Genomic DNA, 22,072 nt, shown 5'->3' with positions numbered 1-22,072 from the left:
AAGACCCGCCCCCGCGGGCCCCCTGACGACAATAGAGTGTGCCCATGGCCGCATCGAACACCGACGACCGAGACGACGACGTGCCCGGCGACACCCCACGCGAGCTGGGCGACGACGACGTGGCATCGCGCTGGGCCGACATCGTCGCCACGCTTGGCGACATGGACGTCTCTCGGGCCGACGGGGACACCGACGGCGCGGAGAAGTCCGCCGAATCCTCTCAGACATCGCGACCCGATGACGAGGGCAGCGACGACGACGGCGCTCGCGGTCGTGCGCCCGGCACCCGGGCCGACGACGAGACCGGTGACCGGGGCGTCGGCAAGCGCCGCCAGGTGGGCGGCTGGTCGGACGGCGGCTGGGCCGGCGGCGACTGGACGAGCACGGGTGACGCGGCCGACGAACCGGGCACGGGACCGGGCTCGTCGTCGGACGCGTCCGGGTCGCGCACGCCCTCGGGCCCGCGCGACTGGCCCCTGTCGCCCGACGCCGAGGCGCTCGAGGAGGCGGAGTCCCACTTCACGCCGCCGGAGCCGCCCGCGCTGCTGTCGCGCGACCCGCTGCTCACCATGGCGTGGAGCTTCGTGGTCGGCGTGCCCGTGCTCGCGGTGATCGGCATGATCGTCTCCGCGGCGGTGCCGGCCGTCTCGATCCCGCCGCTGGCGGGTCAGATCGGGCTCGGCCTGTTCGTCGCCGGCCTGGGCGTGCTGATCTGGCGCATGCCGCACCAGCGCGACCCCGACGACGACGGACCGGGTGCCGTCGTCTGAACCGGAGGCGCAGCGCAGGGTGAGGGCCGAGGAACGAGGCATCTCGCCCGGAGCGGAGCCGCAGGTTCGGACGACAGAAAATATCGTCTGAGCCGGAGCGGAGCCGCAGGCTCCAACGAGTCAGACCCACAGATCACCCGGGTGATCTGTGGGTCTGACTCTTTCCGGGCCGGTACGGGCCCAGGGGGACTAGCGCCGGGCCAGGTCCGCCGCGCCGACGATGCCGGCCTCGTTGCCGTGCTCGGCCAGCTCGATCTTGGCCACGGGCCGGTGGCCCATCGCGGAGAGCTGCGCCTCGAAGCCGCGGCGCACCGGGCCGAGCAGCAGGTCGCCGGCCGCGCCGACGCCGCCGCCGATCACGATGAGCTCGGGGTCCAGCAGGGCCGCGACCGACGCGGAGCCCTCGCCGATCCAGCGGCCCAGGGTCGCGAGCAGCTCGATCGACAGCTCGTCGCCCTCCTGGGCAGCCTCGGTCACCATCTTGCCCCGGATCTTCTCCGGGTCGCCGCCCGCGAGCTCCAGCAGGCGGTCCGCCTGGTCCACCCGGGCGACGGCGGCGTGCTGGGCGTCACGCTCCAGGGCGCTGCCCGACGCGTACTGCTCCCAGCAGCCCTCGTGACCGCACCCGCAGTAGTGGCCCTCCGGCACGACGCGCATGTGCCCCACCTCGGCGGCCATGCCCCACTTGCCGCGCACGAGCTCCCGCTCGGAGATGACGGCGCCGCCCAGGCCGGTGCCGACCGTGAGCATCAGCATGTCGGTGGCCTCGCGGCCCGCGCCGAACCGGAACTCGGCCCAGCCGGCGGCGTTGGCGTCGTTCTCCACGACGATCGGCAGGTCGGCGTCGACGAGCTCGGCGACCTTCGCGGCCAGCGGGTACTCGCGCCAGGCGATGTTGGGCGCGAAGTTCACCGATGTGCGGTCGGGGCTCACGAAGCCGGCCGCGGCCAGGCCGATCGCTCCCACCTCGTGCTCCTTGACGAGCTCGTTGCACGCGTCCGCGATGGCCCTGTCGATGTGCGCGACGTCGTCGGCGTCGGTCTCCCGGCGCACCTGGGCGAGGATCTTGCCCTCCTCGTCGACGACTCCCACAGCGATCTTGGTGCCGCCGATGTCGACCCCGATGGCGTGCATTCGTCCTCACGTTCTCTCGTTGCGCGACGGCCGCGAGGACCGTCCAGAAGGGGGCTGCACCGAGAAGGTGCGCACACCCAGGGTAGCGACCGCGAGGAGTGCAACACGCGGAGTCCGTTTCCCGGTATCTTTGCAGGCACGGTCAGTACTGCCACTGGAGTCAGAATGGACGAGATCTTCAGCCCGATCCTCATCGAGCTGCCCCCCACCTCCAATCTCAACGATGTGCTCGCCGAGCGGGTCGGCGCCGGCGCCGACAAGCCGATGATGGAGGTTCCTGCGGGGAAGGGCGAGCCCTGGCGGGTCGTCAGTGCCGGCGAGTTCGACGCCCAGGTGGTCGCTGTGGCGAAGGGCCTGGTGGCCCGCGGGATCGAGCCCGGGGACCGCGTCGGCATCATGTGCCGCACGCGGTACGAGTGGGCCGTGCTGGACTTCGCGGCGTGGGCCGCGGGCGCGGTGCCCGTCCCTGTCTACGAGACGTCCTCGGCCGAGCAGGTCGAGTGGATCCTGTCCGACGCCGAGGTGAAGCTGGTCTTCGCCGAGACCCCGGCCAACGCCGCCACCGTCGCCGAGGTGCGCGACGCGGTCCCGCTCGTGACCGACGTGCTCGTCATCGACGACGGTGCGCTCGACGCGGTCGCGGCCGAGGGCGCGGACGTGCCCGACGACGAGATCGCCCGGCGCCGGGGTCTCTCCGGGCTCGACGACCTGGCCACGATCATCTACACCTCGGGGACCACGGGTCGCCCCAAGGGCGCCGAGCTGACGCACCGCAACTTCGCGTCGCTCGCCGTGAACGCCGTCGAGGCCGTGCCGGAGGTGTTCGCCAAGGAGGGCGGACGCACCCTCCTGTTCATCCCGATGGCGCACGTGTTCGCGCGCTACATCCACGTGCTCGCGGTGGCGGGCGGCGTGGTCACGGGGCACTGGGGCGACACGTCCACGCTGGTCGACGCCCTGGGCGAGTTCAAGCCGACCTTCATCCTCGCGGTGCCGCGCGTGTTCGAGAAGGTCTACAACACGGCCGAGCAGACGGCGGCGGCCGGCGGCAAGGCCAAGATCTTCCACTGGGCCACGGCGACGGGCATCGCGTGGTCGCGGGCGCTCGACACGCCGTCGGGCCCGGGGCTGGGCCTGCGGCTGCAGCACGCGGTCGCCAGCGCGCTGGTCTTCTCCAAGCTGCGCGCCAAGCTCGGCGGGCGCGCGGAGTTCGCGGTGTCCGGCGGCGGCCCGCTCGGCGAGCGGCTCGGCCACTTCTACCGGGGCCTGGGCCTCAAGGTGCTCGAGGGCTACGGCCTCACCGAGTCCACCGCGCCGACCAGCGTGAACCGTCCCACGGCGACGAAGATCGGCTCGGTCGGCCTGCAGCTCCCGGGCTGCGGCGTGAAGATCGCCGAGGACAGCGAGATCCTGCTCAAGGGCCACCACATCTTCCGGGCGTACCACAAGAACGAGGCCGCCACGGCGGAGGCGTTCACCGAGGACGGCTGGTTCCGCACGGGCGACCTGGGCGTGCTGGACGACGACGGGTTCCTCACGATCACCGGCCGCAAGAAGGAGATCATCGTCACGGCGGGCGGCAAGAACGTGGCGCCCTCGATGCTGGAGGACCGCATCCGCGCGCACGCCCTGGTGAGCCAGTGCGTCGTCGTCGGTGACGGCAAGCCGTTCATCGGGGCGCTCTTCACGCTCGACGCCGAGGGCCTGCCGGGCTGGCTGAAGATGCACGGCAAGCCGGTGATGTCGGTCGACGAGGCCCGCAAGGACCCGGACGTCCTCGCGGCCCTCGACGGCGCGGTGCAGCGGGCGAACAAGGCGGTCTCGAAGGCCGAGTCGATCCGCAAGTACACGGTGCTGGCGGGCGACCTGACGATCGAGAACGGGTACCTCACCCCCAAGCAGAGCGTGAAGCGGGCGGTGTTCCTCAAGGACTTCGACGCCGACGTCGAGCGCCTGTACGCGGACAAGAACAAGGACAGCCTGCACCTCCTCAACTGAGGCCGGCCGACCCTCGCTCGTGTCGGAGCACGTGTCAGACCCACAGATCACCCGGGTGACCTGTGGGTCTGACACGTGTCTGACGCGTGTCTGAGGCGGGCGGGGTCAGCTCGTCGTGAACGAGATCCAGGTGTCCGGCGGCAGGTCCGGGCGGCCCGGGACGGCGCGGTGCTCCTCGGTCCAGGCCGCGCCGACGGCGTCCGTGGCCACCGCCCGCCAGAAGTTCACCGCCGGCGGGTTGGCGTCCTGGAAAGCGACGTCCCAGCCGCCGGGGAACGCGGCCAGCACGTGGGCCGCGAGCTCCCGCCCGACGCCGATGCGCCGCACGCCGCGCACCACGAAGAACGAGCTGAGCACGCGGGTTGGCCCGTCGAGCCCGCGCACCAGGGCGAATCCGACCGGCGACGGCGCCGCGCCGGCGGGCTCCAGGTGCGCGATGACCCCGCGCCAGCCCGGGTCGGTGAACGCCGCGTCCAGCCGTTCGCGCCGGAACTGACCGGTCGCATCGGGCAGCGCGCCCGAGACCTCGGACATGTCGTGCCGGAACAGGAGCCACAGCCGCTCCAGGACCGGCTGGTCGCTGCCGGTGGTGGGCCGGATCGTCAGTCGTGCCGGCGGGGTCTGCGGTGAGTTCGTCGTGCCTGGTGAGTTCGCCGTGCGTGGTGAGTTCGTCATAACGGAAAGCCTCCCGGGCCGCTAGGCGCCGGGAGGCTCACCGCCATTCTCTCATGCGCGGGACGCCGTCCGACAGCGCCCGTCCGGACGTGCTCAGTCACCGGACGTGCCGAGCGCTGCCCCCGGCGCTCAGTAGGATGACGACGAAGGGTGCCGCGCGGGCGATCGCCGGCGGCGGCGCCCCCGAAAGTTCCCTGATGAGAGGTGCTCCTCCGATGGCTGTTCGTCGTGTGGCCCTGCTGACCGCCGGCGGCTTCGCGCCCTGCCTGTCGTCCTCGGTCGGCGGTCTGATCGAGCGTTACACCGAGCTCGACCCCGAGATCGAGATCATTGCCTACCTGCACGGCTACCACGGCCTGCTGACGGGCAACAAGATCGAGATCGACGACGAGGCTCGCAAGCAGGCTCACGTCCTGCACAAGTTCGGCGGCTCGCCGATCGGCAACTCGCGCGTGAAGCTGACCAACGTCAAGGACGCGGTCAAGCGCGGCCTCGTGCAGGAGGGTCAGGACCCGCTGCACGTCGCCGCGGAGCAGCTCAAGGCCGACGGCGTGGACGTGCTGCACACCATCGGTGGTGACGACACCAACACGACGGCCGCCGACCTCGCTGCCTACCTGCACGAGAACGGCTACGAGCTGACCGTCGTGGGCCTGCCCAAGACGATCGACAACGACGTGGTGCCGATCAAGCAGTCGCTGGGCGCGTGGACCGCCGCCGAGGAGGGCGCGAAGTTCGCGGCCAACGTCATCGGCGAGAACCGCGTGGGCCCGCGCATGCTGATCGTGCACGAGGTCATGGGCCGCCACTGCGGCTGGCTGACCGCGGCCACGGCGCAGTCCTACCGCGGCTGGCTCGACGAGCAGGAGTGGGCACCGGCCCTGGGTCTGTCGCGCGAGCGCTGGGACGTGCACGCGGTGTTCCTGCCCGAGCTCGAGATCGACCTGGAGGGCGAGGCCAAGCGCCTGCGCGGCGTCATGGACGAGATCGGCAACGTCAACATCTTCCTGTCGGAGGGTGCGGGCATGCACGAGATCGTGGCCCAGCTCGAGGCGGCAGGCGAGACCGTGGAGCGCGACCCGTTCGGGCACGTGAAGCTCGACACGATCAACCCTGGCCAGTGGTTCGCCAAGCAGTTCGCGGAGAAGCTGGGCGCCGAGAAGGTCATGGTCCAGAAGTCGGGCTACTTCTCGCGCGCCGCGGCCGCCAACTCCGAGGACCTGCGCCTCATCAAGTCGATGACCGACTACGCGGTCGAGTGCGCGCTGCGCGGCGAGTCCGGCGTCATCGGCCACGACGAGGAGGACGGTGACCGGCTCAAGGCCATCGCGTTCCCGCGCATCGCCGGCGGCAAGGCGTTCGACGTCTCGCAGGAGTGGTTCGGCCAGATCCTCGCCGAGATCGGCCAGCCGCTCGTGCCGGCCGCTCCCGCGGAGCACTGAGCACCGTGCGGGCACCACTGGCGTCACAGGTGGCACCGGCACTGCTGGTAGCACCGGCACCGCGGACGGTGGGTCGATGAGCACCGTCGCTGACCCGGCCGAGCGCGCCGCCGGTCCGGCGGGGCTGGACCACTACCGCACGCTGGAGGCGCGCCAGCAGCCCACGTGGCCGGACCCGGCCGCACTGGCGGCCGCCACCGGCCGCCTGGCCCAGGCCGCGCCCATCGTGGTGCCCGCACAGGCCGACACCCTGACCGAGCGGCTCGCCGCCGCCGGCCGGGGCGAGGCGTTCCTGCTCCAGGGCGGAGACTGCGCGGAGACGTTCGCCGAGGCGAACGCCGACCGCATCCGCAACAAGATCCGCACCATCCTCCAGATGGCGGTGGTGCTCACCCACGGCGCGAGCACGCCCGTGGTGAAGATGGGCCGCATGGCCGGCCAGTACGCCAAGCCGCGCTCCAGCGACACCGAGACGCGCGACGGCGAGACGCTGCCTGCCTACCGCGGCGACATGATCAACGGCTTCCCGTTCACGCCGCAGGCCCGGATCCCCGACCCGGAGCGGCTGGAGCAGGCCTACCGGATCTCGTCGGCGACGGCCAACGTCGTGCGGGCCTTCACGCAGGGCGGTTTCGCCGACCTGCGGCAGGTGCACGAGTGGAACCGCGGCTTCATGAGCAACCCCGCCTACGCGCGGTACGAGAAGACGGCGGACGAGATCGACCGGGCCATCCGGTTCATGCACGCGTGCGGCGCCGACTTCGACGCGCTGCGCTCCGTCGAGTTCTTCCTGAGCCACGAGGCCCTGGTGCTCGACTACGAGCGGGCGCTGACCCGCACCGACCAGCGGACCGGCAACGCCTACGACACCAGCGCGCACTTCCTGTGGATCGGCGAGCGCACGCGTCAGCTCGACGGCGCCCACGTCGACTTCATGTCCCGGATCGCCAACCCCGTCGGCGTGAAGCTGGGCCCGACGACGACGCCGCACGACGCGCTGGCGCTCACCGAGCGGCTCAACCCGGACAACGTGCCCGGCCGCCTCACGTTCATCACGCGCATGGGCGCGGGCCGGGTCCGCGACGTGCTGCCGTCCCTGGTCGAGGCCGTGACGTGGTCCGGCGCGAACGTCACCTGGGTCACCGACCCGATGCACGGCAACACCATCACGTCGGACAGCGGCTACAAGACCCGCCGGCTGACGGACGTGCTCGACGAGGTGGCCGGGTTCTTCGAGGTGCACAAGGCGCTGGGCACCGTCCCGGGCGGCCTGCACATGGAGCTCACGGGCGACGACGTCACCGAGGTGCTCGGTGGCAGCGAGGAGATCTCCGACGCCGGCCTCGCGCTGCGCTACGAGACGCTCGTCGACCCGAGGCTGAACCACCAGCAGTCGCTGGAGCTGGCCTTCCAGGTCGCGGAGATGCTCCGCCGGTAGCGGTCACCGACAGCAGTCCTGCGGCCGGCCGTCCCGAGGGGCGGCCGGCCGCAGGACCGGGTCAGGTCGTCAGAGCAGCGTCTGCGCCACCCGGCGCACCGCGGCACGCTTGCCGTCGATCAGGGCGTCCACGGGCCTCTCACCGAGCTCGTCGTTGGGCGTGAACAGCCACTCGAGGATCTCTTCCTCGGTGAACTGCGCGTCGGAGAGCACCATGATGGTGCCGCGGAGCGTCGGGATCACGCCAGGGCGTCCCTCGACGTCGGGCAGCACGAACAGGGCGGGGACCTGGAAGGTCGTGCGCTCACCACGCTTGATGCCGACGACGTGCCGGTCGCTCACCAGGCCGCGGGCCTTGCCGACCTCGATGTCGAGGGACTCGGCGAGGTCAGGGAGGGTCAGCCATTCGCCCACGAGGGCGTCGAGATCTGTCACGGGAGAAGCCTAGGCGACGAGGCCTGGGCCCGGGACACGGCAACGATCCGGCAACGGCCCGCCGTCCGGTATGCGCGTTCCTGCCGGGCCGTGGGTGGTCACCCGTACACTCCCACCCGTGGCTCAGGTGACGGCAGACCCTCTCATCGGCCGCCTGGTCGACGGGCGGTACGAGATAGTCGCGCGCGTGGCGCGCGGAGGCATGGCCACGGTGTACCGCGCGCACGACACGCGGCTGAACCGTGAGATCGCCCTGAAGGTGATGCACCCCCACCTCGCGGAGGGGGAGCAGGCCGCGAGCTTCCGGCAGCGCTTCGAGCGCGAGGCCCGGTCGGCCGCCGGCCTGCAGCACCACGGCGTCGTCGCCGTCTACGACCAGGGCACCGACGGCGACATGCGCTACCTGACCATGGAGTACGTGCCGGGCACCAACCTGCGCCAGCTCATCCGCGACGGCGACCTCACGCTGCGCCGCTCGTTCGCGATCCTCGACGTGGTGCTCTCCGCGCTCGCCGCGGCGCACGCCAAGGGGATCGTGCACCGCGACATCAAGCCGGAGAACGTGCTGCTGGAGGAGGGCACCGGGCGGCCCAAGGTGGCGGACTTCGGCCTGGCCCGCGCCATCTCCGAGGTGTCGAACACGACGACGGGCACGATCCTGGGCACGGTGGCCTACCTCGCACCCGAGACCATCGCCACGGGGCACGTCGACGCGCGCGCCGACGTGTACGCCGTGGGGATCCTCGCGTTCGAGCTGTTCACCGGCCGCCTGCCGCACGAGGGGGAGGGGCCCATCCAGGTCGCGTTCGCGCACGTCAACACCGACGTGCCGCCCGTGAGCGCGTTCGCCGGCCACCTGGGCCGCCCGCTCGACGTCCTGGTCCGGGCACTCACCGCGCGGGACCCGGACCGGCGCCCGCACGACGCCGCGGTGGCGCTCGACGCCCTGCGCAGCACGTTCCGGCAGATCCCCAACGAGGTGCTGGACATCCCCGCCAAGGTGGCGCCGCCGCCGTCGTCCGCCGCGGTGAAGGCCGCGCGCACCGCGGTCGTGGAGCGGCCGCCGGCCGGCCAGTGGGCGGTGCCGCAGCAGACGCCGCAGCCGCCTCCGCCGCCGCCCGCGCGGCAGCCGCGCCGCGGCGGCAGGATCCTGCTGGGCGTCACGCTGGTCGCGGTCCTGTTCAGCGCCTGGTGGTACACGGAGCACGGCCCGGGTGCCTACGCGGTGGTCCCCGACGGCGTGGTGGGCGTGGCCGTGGCCCAGGCCGAGGAGGCGCTGACCGAGGCCGGGCTGACGTCGTCGAACGTGGAGCAGCACGACTCCGACGTGCCCGAGGGCGAGGTCATCTCGGTGGTCCCCGACGAGGGGCGGCGCTCGCAGCGCGACGAGCCCGTGCGCCTGGTGGTCTCGCTCGGGCCGGAGGTGGCCGAGGTGCCTGCCGGGCTGGTGGGCATGACCGAGGAGCAGGCCCGGGCGGCGCTGGGTGACGTCGGCCTCGTCGACGTCGAGGTCTCGCGCGAGTACTCCGCCGACGTGCCGCGCGACCAGGTGATCTGGGCCTCCGTGCGCGACGGCGGCACCGTGCCGACCGACGAGACCGTCCGGCTCACCGTCTCCGACGGGCCCCCGCCGGTGACCGTGCCCGAGCTGACGGGCCTGTCGGCGGGCGAGGCGGAGGACGCGCTCGTCGCCCAGGGGTTCGACGTCGTCCGGGAGGACACGTTCGACAAGAAGGCAGAGGCGGGGACGGTGATCCGCACCAAGCCGGGCGGGGGCAAGGGTGCCGAGCCGGGCAGCACCGTCACCATCGTGGTCAGCATGGGTGCCCAGGGCACCGTGCCCGACGTCGTCGGGCTGTCCGTCGAGGACGCCCAGGCGCTGCTCGACGAGGCCGGCTACACGTCGGTGGTGCGCGGCTTCGGCGAGCTGTTCGACGAGGGTGTCAAGGAGACCGAGCCCGTCGCGGGGGAGAAGCTGAAGAAGGGCGAAGAGGTCACCCTCTGGACCTGGTGAGCTGGGCTGGCGAGCCTGGTGAGCTGGGCTGGCGAGGCTGGGCCGGGTGAGGCTCAGGCTGTCCGGTCGACCGCGGCGTGGGCCAGGTCGGTGAGCAGGCCGCGGCCTGGCTCCGCCAGGTCCGCCAGGTCCAGCAGCGCGTGGCCGCGGACGGCGAGATCGGCGATGAGCTCCTCGACCGCGTCCAGCGCACCGGAGCCGACGATGACCTCGCGCACCCGTGCCACGTCGTCGTCGGACAGGTCGGGGTTGCCGAGCGCGGCGACCAGCACGGCCGCCTCGGGGCCGTCGGCGTCGGGCAGCAGTGCCAGGGTGCGGGCCACGACCACCGTGCGCTTGCCCTCGCGCAGGTCGTCACCGGCGGGCTTGCCCGTGACGGCCGGGTCGCCGAAGACGCCGAGCACGTCGTCCCGGAGCTGGAACGCCTCGCCCAGCGGTTGGCCCGCCGCCTCGATCCCGGCCGCGGCCTGCGGGCCCGCGCCGGCCAGCAGCGCGCCCAGCGCGAGGGGGGCGGCCACGGAGTAGCTCGCCGTCTTGGCACGCAGCACGTTCCGGGCGCGCTCCTCGTCGGCGGCTGGGTCCTGGCCCCACGGCTCCGCCTGCACCAGCACGTCCAGGAACTGGCCCACGACCACCTCGCTCTGCATCGCGTCGAAACGGGCGCGGGTCGCCTCGGCGACGGCCGCGGGCAGCGGTGCTAGCGCCGCCGACAGCTCGCGCTGGGCGGCCAGGAGCACCAGGTCGCCGATCAGGATGGCGGCGGAGTCGCCGAACCTCACCGGCTCGCCGGCCCAGGCCGCGCCCGCGTGCTTCGCGGCGAACGCGCGGTGCGCCGTGGGGCGGCCACGGCGGGTGTCGGAGTTGTCCATCACGTCGTCGTGCAGCAGGGCCGCGGCCTGGAACAGCTCCAGCGCGGCGCCCACCCGGACGGTCGCGACGCGGGCGGGGTCGGCCGGGTCGGCGGATCCGCCGTGCGCGCGGAACGACCAGTAGCAGAACGCGGCTCGCAGCCGCTTGCCGCCCGCGAGCAGACCCGCCGCCTCCTCGACCATGGCCTCGGCGCTCGGGCTGATCGCCCCGACCTCGGCCGTCAGCCGGGCGAGGTGGGCGCTCACGGCGGCGTCGACGTCGCCGCGGAGCTGCTCGGCGTCCACGAGGGCGGCGGGGCTCAGGGGGCGGGGGTCGCGGGGGCTGGTACGGACAGGTGAGGCGGGCACGGCACCAGCCTATGGGGTGCGGACGGTGCCGCTGATCGAGCAGAGGCGCCGCTCCCCGTCGTCGAGCACGCCCACCACGAGCGACTCCTGCACCTCGCCCGACTTCTCCTTGGTGATGCGCAGGAACGCGGTCTGCGCGGTGAGGCCGCTCGCCTCCGGCGCGTCGATCCGCCGGAAACCCTGCCCCGTGAGGATCTTCTCGGCCTGCTTGATCACCTGGTCCGTCGGGCGGCTCGACGACAGGTTGAGCGTGACCTGGGTCATCGGGACGGCCTTGGTCTTCGACTCCGTCGACGCCGTGGGCACGGGCTGCGCCGACGAGGCGAGCAGTGTGGCGTCCTTCGGCATGGGGAAGAGATCGGGCGGGAACCCCTGCGCGTAGGTGGCCACCGCGGACGACGGGTCGAAGGTCGGCAGCTCGGTCGGTCCGCCGGTCGCGGCGCCGCCCGGCTCAGGGCCGGTGGTGCTGCCGGTGGTGGTGCCGCCGGTGGTGGTGCTGCCCGCCGCGGACTGTTCGGTCCCGGCGCCGCAGCCCCCGGTGGCGAGCGCCAGCCCGACGGCGGCGGCGAGCGCGGCCGTGCGGCGGGCTGTGGCGAAGCGGGGCACGTCGCACACGGTAGCCGCACAGGCCCGGGTGACGACAGCGTGCGGTGATGAGACCGTCTGGACGGGGCGGTGCGGGAGCGAGCGCGACCACAGGAAGCCGGTTGTCCACACGGCCCGCCCGGGCGCGCCGCCGTCCTGCCGGCGGGCTGAGATCGTCCACATGAACCTCGACAACGGCACCGACCGGGACGGCGTCCCGAACGACAGCTCCCCTCACGACAGCCCCGCAAACGACGCCTCCCGTCGCGACATCCCGGGGAACGCCGACCCCGGGTACGGCATCTCCCAGGACGACATCCGCCGGACGGAGGTCCCCGGCGCCGTCGCCCCGGCGCGCGGCCGGCGTCCGGACCGCGGCCGGACGCCTGCCGTACCGGCCGCCCGGGTGGTCCCCAACGAACGGGTCGTCCGCGTGTCGGGGCCGGAGGACCTCCTCGCCTACGTCCCGTACCGACTCGGCTTCGAGCCGGTCGAGTCCGCGGTGGTGGTGAGCCTGACCGGCCCGCGCCAACGGGTGGGGCTGGTGGCCCGGGTCGACCTGACCGACCTCCGCCTGCGCCGGCCGGGAGACCCCGACGGGCCCGACGGTGGCGCCACGGCCCGCTGGCTCGCCGACCACGTGGTGGCCGACGGCGCGGACCGGGCCGTCGTGGTGCTGTACACCGCCACGGACGCCACGGCGCCGTCCGGCGCCGCGCGGCTCGCGGCGGACCTGCTCCGGGCACGTCTCGACCGGCGGCTCCCCGGGACCGAGGTCTGGCTCGTGACGCCGACGGGCTTCCGGGCGCTCGACTGCGCCGACCCGAGGTGCTGCCCGGCCGAGGGCCGGCCGTTGTCCGCGCTCCAGGGCACCCGCGTCGCCGCCCACATGGTCCTGGAGGGCCGCACCGTGGCCGGCACCCGCGAGGAGCGATACACCCTGCGGGCCGCGCCCGAGGCCGCCCGCACGCAGGCGCGGCGGGCTGCGGCGCGCTGGACCGACACCTACCGCCGGCTGCTGCACCGGACCAGGTTCCCGAACGGTGGCGGCCCGGTCGACGGTGGTCCCGTCGACGGCGCGGTGTTCGGCCTGGGGCCAGCCGGGGACACGGCCGGTAGCTCTGCCGGTAGCTCTGCCGGAAGCCCTGCCGGAAGCCCTGCCGGAGGCACGGCCAGGACGGCGGCCCGGAACGCGGCCCGGAACGCGGCCCGGGGCCTGGCCGTGCGGGCCGAGCAGGTCGCGCAGGCCGAGCGGGCGCTCGCCGACTGGGGAGCCGAGAGCCTCGGCCTGTGGCGTGCCGCGGTGCGTGCCACGGCGCGTGCGACACCCGGCGAACGCGTGCCGCTCTCCCCGGTGGATCTGGGCAAGATCGGTGCGGCGCTCGCGGACACGCCCGTCCGGGACGCGGTGCTGCTCAGCCTTGCGCCTGGCACGGCGGAGACGGCGCTCCGTACCGCGCGGCGGGAGGCGGACGGCGACACGGACCGGTCCACCGGAGCCGTCATGGCGCAGATCATCGACCCGCAACGGGGCATCCCGCCCGACGAGGGCATCACCCGCCCGGCCCGCGACGTGCTGGAGGCCGTGGTCACGCACGTGCCCCGCAACCGGCGGGCCCCGGCGTACCTGCTGCTGGCGCTCGTGGCCTGGTGGCACGGCGACGGCGGGCTGGCGGCCGAGCGGGTGTCGGACGCGCTGGGCGTGGACCCGGACTACCGGCTCGCGCTCCTGCTGCGCAGCGCGATCGTCGGCGGCGTCCCGCCGGGCTGGGTGCGGCGGGAGCAGGCCCTCTTCCACGGTGATCCCCGTGGCGACACCCACAGCGACACCCACAGCGATCCTCACGGTGATCCCCACGGTGAGGCGGGATCGGACGAGATGGCTGCGGTGTGAGTGCGGCGGGAGCGTCGTGTGCGGCATCGACCGGGCCGCGGTGTGGGGTAGCGTCGGCTGACATGACGATCGTCGTCGGCCACCTCGCCACGCCCGAGGGCCGAGAGGCCCTCAGTACCGCTGTCACCGAGGCTCGGGAGCGCAGCGCCCCGCTGGTCGTCGTCACGAGCGGGAAGCGTCCCGTCGACGAGTGCCAGGCCGAGCTCGACGAGCTCGCGACCGGCCCGGCGGCCGGGCTCGACGTGCGCGTCGAGGAGGGCACCGGAGACCTCGCTGAGGACCTGATCCGTGCGGCCACGAGCACCGGCGCCGACCTGATCGTGATCGGCCTTCGCAAGCGCAGCCCCGTCGGCAAGCTCATCCTCGGCGCGGGTGCGCAGCGGATCCTCGTCGAGGCGCCGTGCCCGGTGCTCGCCGTCAAGGTCTGATCCAGCGGCGTCTGATCCTGTGGTGTCTGATCCTGTGGCGTCTGATTCGACGGCGTCCGATATCGCGGCGCCTGACGCGTCGGGTCCTGCGGCGTTCGAGCTGGCGCGGGTGAGTCGGCGCGGGTGAGCCGCGGGTGATCCCGGGGCGACGTTCGATCCGGCCCGGGCCCGGTCGGTTGCCCCGGTCCTGACGAGGTCGCGGCAGGCCCTGACCAGGTCCGTCAGGCCCTGTCCGGGTCCGGGGCCATCGGACCGCCGGTCCCGGGCCTGGTCCAGGGCTCCGTCGAGGGCCTGGTCCAGCGCCTGGTCCAGCGCGAGTTCGCCGCAGATTCGCCGAACCGGGAATGGTGCGGGGGTGCCAGTCGTTGACTCTTGGCACGCGAAATCAGAAACCCCGCGGGGTAGTCCCGCCCGACGTGACTTCGCACTGACTTTGCCCATATCACCGCGTTCGTCGCGGGGTACAGGGAGGCCGACGGTACAATATATATGTTCGCCGGCGGAAGAAGAAGGTCCAGTGACGGCCCCGCCGGCGGTACACCGCCCCCTCGAATGCCGAAAGGTCGGTTTGTGGCGCCCACTCCGCTGAAAGCCCCCCAGGACACCGCTCCTGTCCCTGCACGCGACAACCTGCCCCGTGAGTTCGAGCATCCTGCCTTGCAGGAACTCCTCGCTCGCGGTGCCGCCGACGGCTCGGTCGACGCCGAGAACTTCCGGCGTGCATGCGAGACGGCGCAGGTCGGTGACGCCAAGCGGCTGAAGGCGGTGCTGCGCGCACTGGCCAACGCCGGTGTGCAGGTGGGGCTCCCCACTGTTACCAAGGTGGCCGCGGCGTCGGCCACCCGTTCCACAGCGGTCGCCGCCAAGGCGCCCGCCGACGAGGCGGAGGCCTCCGCGAAGCCGGCCCGGCGCACCCGGGCGACGGCGGCGAAGACCACGACCGCCAAGAGGTCGACCCCGGCGCGCTCCACCGCGAAGCCGAAGGACGACGACGAGATGCCCGACGACGTCGATCTCGACTTCGACGACGTCGACGATGACGATGACGAGGCAACGACGAGCACGCGCAAGAAGCCGGCGGCGAAGGCCGGCGCGAAGAAGCCTGCTGCTCGGGGCAAGTCGAAGTACGACAACATCGAGCCCGACGGCGTCGCCGTCGAGGACCCCGAGGACGAGACCGACTCCGGTCCCGAGACCGTCACCAAGACGACTCGCGGCCGAGCCGGCAAGACGGCCAAGGAAGGCGACGAGAGCTCCGGCTTCGTCGTCTCCGACCGGGACGACGACGACCAGCCCGCACAGCAGGTCGTCACCGCCGGTGCCACGGCCGACCCGGTCAAGGACTACCTGAAGCAGATCGGTAAGGTCGCGCTGCTGAACGCGGAGCAGGAGGTCGAGCTCGCGAAGCGCATCGAGGCCGGCCTGTTCGCCGAGGAGCGCCTTGCCACCACGGAGTTCGACCGGAACGACAAGGACCAGCGCCGCTTCGAGCGCGACCTCAAGTGGATCGCGCACGACGGCAAGCGGGCCAAGAACCACCTGCTGGAGGCCAACCTCCGCCTCGTGGTCTCGCTGGCCAAGCGGTACACGGGCCGCGGCATGCTGTTCCTGGACCTGATCCAGGAGGGCAACCTCGGTCTGATCCGTGCGGTCGAGAAGTTCGACTACACCAAGGGTTACAAGTTCTCGACCTACGCGACCTGGTGGATCCGGCAGGCGATCACGCGTGCCATGGCCGACCAGGCCCGCACCATCCGCATCCCGGTGCACATGGTCGAGGTCATCAACAAGCTGGCCCGTGTCCAGCGCCAGATGCTCCAGGACCTGGGCCGCGAGCCCACGCCGGAGGAGCTGGCCAAGGAGCTGGACATGACCCCCGAGAAGGTGGTCGAGGTCCAGAAGTACGGCCGCGAGCCCATCTCGCTGAGCACCCCGCTCGGCGAGGACGGCGACAGCGAGTTCGGTGACCTCATCGAGGACTCCGAGGCCGTCGTCCCGGCGGACGCCGTGTCGTTCACGCTGCTCCAGGAGCAGCTGCACCAGGTTCTCGACACCCTCTCGGAGCGCGAGGCCGGCGTGGTCTCGATGCGGTTCGGCCTGCAGGACGGCCAGCCCAAGACGCTCGACGAGATCGGCAAGGTCTACGGCGTGACGCGTGAGCGTATCCGTCAGATCGAGTCCAAGACGATGTCGAAGCTGCGCCACCCCTCGCGGTCGCAGGTGCTGCGCGACTACCTCGACTGAGCGACTTCCTCCACCGAGCCCGGCACGATCCGGGACCGACGCCGGGCGGGTGAACTTCTTCGGAAGGTCACCCGCCCGGCGTCTTCGTATGGAAGCGTGCCCGATGTGTCCCCATCGATCAGCGCCGCTCCCGGAGCACGACGTGTCCGGACGCTCGCGGCAGTCCTCGTCACGTGCCTCGCAGTCACGCTCCTCACGGTCGGCCTGTCCGCCGTCCCCGCCGCCGCGGCGGGGTACACGCTGACGGCGTCCGGCTCCGCCACGACCACGGCGGCCACAGCCAAGACCCTCTCGGTGGTCTACCGCTACAACGGCGCCGCCCGGAAGAACGCGTCGGTGGCCGTCCAGCAGTACCGCGACGGCGCCTGGGTGCGGATCAAGACCGTGACCACAGGTTCCACCGGCAAGGCGACGACGTCGGTCAAGCCGTCCGTCACCACGAAGTACCGCTTCAAGACCGTGAAGGCCACCAGCGCCACCCTCACGATCACGGTCGTGCCGGGGTCGTGGGCGATCGCCGGCTCGGGCAACGGGCACGGCGTGGGCATGGCCCAGTACGGCGCCTACCAGATGGCGCGTGCCGGCAGCACGGCGACCCAGATCCTGGGGCACTACTACCCGGGTGCGACCGTGGGCACCGCCAACAACCCGCGCACGTCGATCGACGTCCAGGTGCTGGGCAAGGCGGCCGACCCGACCACCACCACGATCAGCCTGTCCGCCGGCTCGTGGCGGCTGCTCGACGGCGCACAGGCGCAGCTCGCCACCGGCACGTCGGCCCGCAAGCTCTCGATCGCCCGGACCACGGCGGGCGTGACCGCCAAGATCACCGAGAACGGCACGGTGCGCCAGACGATCAGCGCCCGCCGCACGCTCTGGCTCGAGTGGACGGGCACCGACTACTGGGCGGGCACCGCCGGCACCGTGACCGTCTCCGGGGCGCAGGGCAGCTACCGGCACGGCCGGCTGCGGATCACCAGCCCCAACCCGCGCCCCAACGTGGTCAACCAGGTGGTCCTCAACGACGAGTACCTCTACGGGCTCGACGAGATGCCGTCGCTGTGGGGCACCAGCGGCTACGGCGGCGCCGCCGCGCTCCAGGCGCAGGCGATCGTCGCGCGCAACTATGCCGTCCTGGCCAAGACCGCCGGCCTGAAGACCTCGTGCGACTGCCACCTCTACGACGACACCAGCAGCCAGAACTACACCGGCTGGAAGAAGGAGGGCGGCGAGGCGGGCTCGACGTGGCGCGCCGCCGTCGACGCGACCCGGCAGGACGGCGCCTCGACCGTCTCGATCGTCCGCAACCCCGCCGGCGAGATCGCCGAGACGCCGTACTTCGCCTCGACCGGCCACGGCGGCAGCTACTCCGGAACCACGAACAACCAGGACGCGTTCGGCACCGCCGCGCAGTCCCACCTCGCGCACGTCGCCGACCCCTACTCGGCCCAGGCGCCGGGTAACCCGAACACCTCCTGGACCGGGACGCTCACGCAGACGAAGGCGAAGACGGTCTTCGACCTGGCCTGGGTCAAGTCCGTCAAGGTCACGGCCCGCTACTCCAGCGGCCAGATCAAGACGATGCAGGCGGTCTCGGTGCAGGGCACCACCCGCAACCTGACCAAGACGGCGGAGGGCTGGCGCACCACTCTCGGGTTCCGGGCCTCCTGGGCGGACACGGTGACCGCGCGGAAGTGAGCCAGGCGGCAGCTCTGCCCGGACATGACGACGCCGGCGGTGGGTCACCCTTCGGGGTGGCTCACCGCCGGCGTCGGTCTGTCGGCGTCTGTGGGTCCGGTGGTCGTCCGGCCTGGGTGTCAGGCCTGGCCGTGCTCCGCGTGGAGCCGGTCGGTCTCGTCCTGGACATGGGTGGCGACGTCCGCGTAGGCGGACGCGTGTGCGCGCGCGTGGTGGCCGCAGAAGAGCAGCTCGCCAACGGGCAGAACGACGCGCACGTAGGCCTGCGCGCCGCAGCGGTCGCAGCGGTCGAGGGCGGTGAGCGGTTCGGTCGTCAAGGTCGTCACATCTCCATCCAACCATTCGCTCGCGCGGTTCATGCCAGCCCATGTGGCCGGTTCGCTGCGAGCATAGCGGCGTCGCTCACACTTCTGGTGCCCTTCCGCCCCCAATTGCGCTGAAAGGGTAATTTCCGTCATGGGGTGAATCTTGGCGTCACACGGCTGTTCGCACGGCGTTCGAGCCACGTCACGGGGCGCCTGACGTGGGATGTCGGTGACCTCGTCTACGCTGTCGCCGTGACCGCAACGTCCGAGTCGTACACCGCTCGCCACCTGTCCGTCCTCGAGGGCCTCGAGGCGGTTCGTAAGCGTCCCGGTATGTACATCGGGACCACCGACTCCCGTGGCCTGATGCACTGCCTCTGGGAAGTCATCGACAACTCCGTCGACGAGGCCCTGGGCGGCCACGCCACGAAGATCGGCGTCGTGCTGCACGCCGACACCTCGGTGACCGTCTCGGACGACGGGCGCGGCATCCCCGTCGACATCGAGCCCAAGACGGGTCTGAGCGGCGTCGAGGTGGTCTACACCAAGCTGCACGCGGGCGGTAAGTTCGGCGGCGGCTCCTACCAGGCGTCCGGTGGCCTGCACGGTGTCGGCGCCTCCGTGGTGAACGCGCTGTCCTCGCGCCTCGACGTCGAGGTGGACCGCGGCGGCAAGACGCACCGCATGACCTTCCACCGGGGCGAGCCGGGCACGTTCTCCGACCCGGCCTCGGGTCCCAGCCCGGACGCGGCGTTCCACCCCTTCGTGGACCACTCCGAGCTCGGCGTGGTCGGCAAGGTGCCGCGCGGCCGCACCGGCACGCGCGTGCGCTACTGGGCCGACCGGCAGATCTTCCCCAAGTCCGCGGTCTTCAGCTACGACGAGCTGGTCACGCGCGTCCGGCAGACCACGTTCCTGGTGCCGGGCCTCGAGATCGTGGTGCGGGACGAGCGCGGCCTGCCCGGCACGCCGGGCGAGAACGGCCCGCACGAGGAGTCCTTCAAGCACACCGGCGGCGCCGCCGACTTCGTCGAGTTCCTGGCCCCCGACACGCCCGTCACGGCGACGTGGGTGCTGCAGGGGTCGGGCAACTTCACCGAGACGGTGCCGGTGCTGGACGAGCGCGGCCACATGTCGCCGCGCGAGGTGCAGCGCGAGTGCGAGGTCGACATCGCGCTGCGCTGGGGCACGGGCTACGACACCGAGGTGCGGTCCTTCGTCAACATCATCTCGACCCCCAAGGGCGGCACGCACCTGACGGGCTTCGAGCAGGGCCTGCTCAAGGTGATCCGCAAGGGCGTGGAGACCAACGCGCGCAAGCTCAAGGTCTCCACGAAGGACGGCGCGGAGCGCATCGAGAAGGACGACGTGCTCGCGGGCCTCACGGCCGTGGTCACGGTGCGCCTGTCCGAGCCGCAGTTCGAGGGGCAGACCAAGGAGGTGCTGGGCACCGGGCCGGTGCGCCAGATCGTCTCCCGTGTGGTCGAGAAGGAGATCCAGGCCCGCCTGACCTCCACCACGCGCGACGGCAAGACGCAGGCCTCGCTGCTCCTGGACAAGATCGTCGCCGAGATGCGCGCACGCATCACGGCCCGCAAGCAGAAGGAGATCTCGCGCCGCAAGAACGCGCTGGAGACCTCCTCGCTGCCGGCCAAGCTGGCGGACTGCCGCTCGAACGACGTGGACCGCTCCGAGCTGTTCATCGTCGAGGGCGACAGCGCGCTCGGCACCGCCAAGCTGGCCCGGTCCAGCGACTTCCAGGCGCTGCTGCCGATCCGCGGCAAGATCCTGAACGTCCAGAAGGCGTCAATCAGCGACATGCTGCGCAACGCCGAGTGCGCGGCGATCATCCAGGTGCTCGGCGCGGGCTCCGGCCGGTCCTTCGACATCGAGGCCGCGCGCTACGGCAAGATCATCATGATGACCGACGCCGACGTGGACGGCGCGCACATCCGCACCCTCCTGCTGACCCTCTTCTACCGCTACATGAAGCCGATGGTGGAGGCCGGCCGCGTGTTCGCGGCGGTGCCCCCGCTGCACCGGGTCGAGGTGATCGGCAACGGCCGGCGCAAGAACGAGTACATCTACACGTACTCCGAGGCCGAGCTGGGCATCACGCTGAAGAAGCTCGACCGGGCGGGCCGGCGCTACAAGCCGGACATCCAGCGGTACAAGGGCCTGGGCGAGATGGACGCCGACCAGCTCGCGGAGACCACGATGGACCCGCGCCACCGCACGCTGCGTCGCGTGACCGCGGAGCACGCCGAGGCGGCCGAGCGGGCGTTCGAGCTGCTCATGGGCACCGACGTGGCGCCGCGCAAGGAGTTCCTCATCGCCGGCGCGGCCGAGCTGGACCGGTCCCGGATCGACGCCTGAGACGGCGGCGCCGTCGTGTCCACGCCGACCTAGACTGGCCGGCGTGAACACGACTTCCCGCCATCCCCTCCGGACCGTCGCCTCCGCGGCGGCCGCCCTTCTCGTCGCCGGCCTGCTCGCGGCCTGTGGCGGTACGACGGCGGAGCCGGAGCCGATGGTCTCGGCCACGCTGGGCCAGCAGTCGGCCGCCGAGGCGTCGCCGTCCGCCGAGGCCTCGCTGTCGACCGACGCGTCGGGCGAGGTCGAGAGCCTCAGCTATTCCGGCCGGACGGGTGCGACCGCCCTGGAGCTGCTGCTCGAGGCGGACCCGTCGGCCGAGGTCACGGGGGAGGGCGCGAACGCGTTCGTCACCGCGATCGGCGGCCGGGTCGCCGACGACTCGAAGAGCGAGTTCTGGTCGCTCTCCGTGGACGGCGAGCTCGCGCAGGTCGGTGCCGGATCGCTGGAGACCGAGGACGGCCAGGAGATCACGTGGACACTCGAGACGTACTGACGCCGTCGTCGGACGGGCGCGATGGGGCGCGTCGTGACCTGACGGTCCGGGAGCTGGCCCACCGCTGGTGGCGGCCCGCGACCGTGGTGCTGGTGCTGGCCACCGCTGTGGTGTGGCGGCTGGTCGCGCCGGGGCTCGGCGCGCCACCGAACCTGGAGATCGCCACCGCGGCGACCTTTCTCGCCGTGCTCCTGCTGCGCAACCGGTGGGCTGCCGTGGTCCCGTTCGCCGTGGTCGCGGTGAGCGACGCGGTGCTCGGCAACACGCAGATCATGTGGTTCACCTGGTCGGCGTGGGCCGTCGTGGGCGCCGGCGCGATCTTCGCGCGGCACCTGCGCGGGCCCGGCCGGTACGCGGCCGCGCTCGGCGTGGGCGTGGGCGGCTCGCTGTGGTTCTTCGCCTGGACCAACTTCGGTGTCTGGCTGCTGGACGGGCTGTACCCGTCGACCCTGGACGGGCTGCTGGCGAGCTACGTCGCGGGGCTGCCGTTCCTGCGCACCATGCTGCTCGGCAACCTGGTGCTGGTGCCGTTCGCCGCGCTGCTCGCCGGCCTGGTGGAGCGCGCCGAGGCGGCCGCGTCGCCGGCCCCGGCGGTCGCCAAGGGCTAGTCCGGCCGCCGCGCGGGCCGGGAGCGCACTCCGGCACGCTGCACAGGATCTGCTGCTGACCGAGCTCGGCGACCTTCCGGTCCGGAAGCGGACTCTTCTGTCCGGATGCTGTTCGGGTCGCGTTATTGCGGTTAGAGTCAGTAGCGGCCCGCTCGCGGGCGCGGGCGCTCAAGGCCGAGCGTCCGAGGACCTCACCGAGGAGATCCGATGCCGCTCGTCCACCGTTCGCACGCCTCCCACGCCTCGTCCGCCGTCCCGAAGGCTGTTCCCCAGGCAGGTCGACGCCGCGCCCGGCTCCGCTGGACTGCCGTCGCCGCC

At 72.3% G+C, this 22,072-nt stretch carries 18 protein-coding genes; 12 read left to right on the top strand and 6 right to left on the bottom strand.

Going from position 1 to position 22,072, the window contains the following annotated elements; translation table 11 throughout:
* The first annotated feature begins 44 nt into the window (after positions 1 to 44).
* Entirely contained in the window at positions 45 to 770 is a 726-nt protein-coding gene (locus AB0I29_RS01800; RefSeq protein WP_357477315.1) for a hypothetical protein, read from the top strand.
* A gap of 189 nt (positions 771 to 959) precedes the next feature.
* Here the strand turns inward: AB0I29_RS01800 and AB0I29_RS01795 are convergent, their stop codons facing one another.
* Positions 960 to 1,904 carry an ROK family glucokinase gene (locus tag AB0I29_RS01795; RefSeq protein ID WP_285104375.1) on the bottom strand — a complete coding sequence of 315 codons (945 nt, stop codon included), beginning with the start codon at positions 1,902 to 1,904 and terminating at the stop codon, positions 960 to 962.
* 165 nt (positions 1,905 to 2,069) lie between these two features.
* Between AB0I29_RS01795 and AB0I29_RS01790 the strand changes: the two genes are divergently transcribed.
* Positions 2,070 to 3,902, top strand: coding sequence for an AMP-dependent synthetase/ligase (locus AB0I29_RS01790; protein ID WP_357477310.1), 1,833 nt, complete (start codon positions 2,070 to 2,072; stop codon positions 3,900 to 3,902).
* 105 nt (positions 3,903 to 4,007) lie between these two features.
* On the opposite strand, the gene AB0I29_RS01785 is transcribed toward AB0I29_RS01790, so the two are convergent.
* Positions 4,008 to 4,577 (bottom strand): GNAT family N-acetyltransferase, encoded by a 570-nt coding sequence (locus tag AB0I29_RS01785; RefSeq protein ID WP_357477307.1) that lies wholly within the window; start codon positions 4,575 to 4,577, stop codon positions 4,008 to 4,010.
* Positions 4,578 to 4,792: 215 nt separating this feature from the next.
* On the opposite strand from AB0I29_RS01785, the gene AB0I29_RS01780 reads away from it, so the two are divergent.
* Positions 4,793 to 6,019: a pyrophosphate--fructose-6-phosphate 1-phosphotransferase gene (locus AB0I29_RS01780; RefSeq protein ID WP_108495681.1), complete on the top strand. Its 1,227-nt coding sequence runs from the start codon at positions 4,793 to 4,795 to the stop codon at positions 6,017 to 6,019.
* Positions 6,020 to 6,095: 76 nt separating this feature from the next.
* Positions 6,096 to 7,457: a class II 3-deoxy-7-phosphoheptulonate synthase gene (locus AB0I29_RS01775; protein ID WP_285104378.1), complete on the top strand. Its 1,362-nt coding sequence runs from the start codon at positions 6,096 to 6,098 to the stop codon at positions 7,455 to 7,457.
* A gap of 69 nt (positions 7,458 to 7,526) precedes the next feature.
* On the opposite strand, the gene AB0I29_RS01770 is transcribed toward AB0I29_RS01775, so the two are convergent.
* Complete coding sequence (locus AB0I29_RS01770; protein ID WP_285104380.1) at positions 7,527 to 7,892, bottom strand: Rv2175c family DNA-binding protein; 366 nt, start codon at positions 7,890 to 7,892, stop codon at positions 7,527 to 7,529.
* Between the two features lie 118 nt (positions 7,893 to 8,010).
* On the opposite strand from AB0I29_RS01770, the gene pknB reads away from it, so the two are divergent.
* A complete protein-coding gene (pknB, locus tag AB0I29_RS01765; RefSeq protein WP_357477301.1) occupies positions 8,011 to 9,906 on the top strand; it encodes a Stk1 family PASTA domain-containing Ser/Thr kinase in 1,896 nt (631 codons plus the stop codon).
* A gap of 53 nt (positions 9,907 to 9,959) precedes the next feature.
* Here pknB and AB0I29_RS01760 read toward each other — a convergent pair whose 3' ends face one another.
* Together AB0I29_RS01760 and AB0I29_RS01755 are read right to left on the bottom strand one after the other, a co-directional pair.
* Complete coding sequence (locus AB0I29_RS01760; RefSeq protein WP_285104384.1) at positions 9,960 to 11,123, bottom strand: polyprenyl synthetase family protein; 1,164 nt, start codon at positions 11,121 to 11,123, stop codon at positions 9,960 to 9,962.
* A gap of 9 nt (positions 11,124 to 11,132) precedes the next feature.
* The gene (locus AB0I29_RS01755; RefSeq protein WP_357477298.1) at positions 11,133 to 11,729 is read right to left on the bottom strand and encodes a hypothetical protein; all 597 of its coding nucleotides are present in this window, start codon (positions 11,727 to 11,729) and stop codon (positions 11,133 to 11,135) included.
* 160 nt (positions 11,730 to 11,889) lie between these two features.
* Between AB0I29_RS01755 and AB0I29_RS01750 the strand changes: the two genes are divergently transcribed.
* The 4 genes from AB0I29_RS01750 (at position 11,890) to AB0I29_RS01735 (ending at position 17,972) form a co-directional block, all read left to right on the top strand.
* Positions 11,890 to 13,602, top strand: a complete 1,713-nt coding sequence (locus tag AB0I29_RS01750; protein WP_357477294.1) for a DUF4192 domain-containing protein — start codon at positions 11,890 to 11,892, stop codon at positions 13,600 to 13,602.
* Positions 13,603 to 13,664: 62 nt separating this feature from the next.
* Positions 13,665 to 14,030, top strand: coding sequence for a universal stress protein (locus AB0I29_RS01745; protein ID WP_357477291.1), 366 nt, complete (start codon positions 13,665 to 13,667; stop codon positions 14,028 to 14,030).
* Positions 14,031 to 14,687: 657 nt separating this feature from the next.
* Entirely contained in the window at positions 14,688 to 16,274 is a 1,587-nt protein-coding gene (locus AB0I29_RS01740; protein WP_285101258.1) for an RNA polymerase sigma factor, read from the top strand.
* A gap of 105 nt (positions 16,275 to 16,379) precedes the next feature.
* Positions 16,380 to 17,972: a SpoIID/LytB domain-containing protein gene (locus AB0I29_RS01735; protein WP_357477286.1), complete on the top strand. Its 1,593-nt coding sequence runs from the start codon at positions 16,380 to 16,382 to the stop codon at positions 17,970 to 17,972.
* Between the two features lie 119 nt (positions 17,973 to 18,091).
* Here the strand turns inward: AB0I29_RS01735 and AB0I29_RS01730 are convergent, their stop codons facing one another.
* Entirely contained in the window at positions 18,092 to 18,331 is a 240-nt protein-coding gene (locus AB0I29_RS01730) for a hypothetical protein (protein ID WP_051109391.1), read from the bottom strand.
* A gap of 198 nt (positions 18,332 to 18,529) precedes the next feature.
* Here AB0I29_RS01730 and AB0I29_RS01725 point away from each other — a divergent pair, with 198 nt between their 5' ends.
* Genes AB0I29_RS01725 through AB0I29_RS01715 form a run of 3 tightly spaced genes read left to right on the top strand, consistent with a single transcriptional unit; the run spans position 18,530 to position 21,754 of the window.
* A complete protein-coding gene (locus AB0I29_RS01725; RefSeq protein WP_357477283.1) occupies positions 18,530 to 20,653 on the top strand; it encodes a DNA topoisomerase IV subunit B in 2,124 nt (707 codons plus the stop codon).
* A gap of 43 nt (positions 20,654 to 20,696) precedes the next feature.
* Positions 20,697 to 21,146: a DUF4430 domain-containing protein gene (locus AB0I29_RS01720; RefSeq protein WP_285101264.1), complete on the top strand. Its 450-nt coding sequence runs from the start codon at positions 20,697 to 20,699 to the stop codon at positions 21,144 to 21,146.
* Positions 21,125 to 21,754: a DUF6580 family putative transport protein gene (locus AB0I29_RS01715; protein ID WP_357477280.1), complete on the top strand. Its 630-nt coding sequence runs from the start codon at positions 21,125 to 21,127 to the stop codon at positions 21,752 to 21,754. The genes AB0I29_RS01720 and AB0I29_RS01715 overlap by 22 nt, the downstream gene beginning before the upstream one ends.
* Positions 21,755 to 22,072: the final 318 nt, after the last annotated feature.

Origin of the sequence: Promicromonospora sp. NPDC050262 (genome assembly GCF_040655935.1) — a bacterium.
Classification (GTDB): Bacteria; Actinomycetota; Actinomycetes; order Actinomycetales; family Cellulomonadaceae; genus Promicromonospora.
Note: the sequence above shows the minus strand (reverse complement) of the source record. Positions and strands in the feature narration are given on the sequence as shown.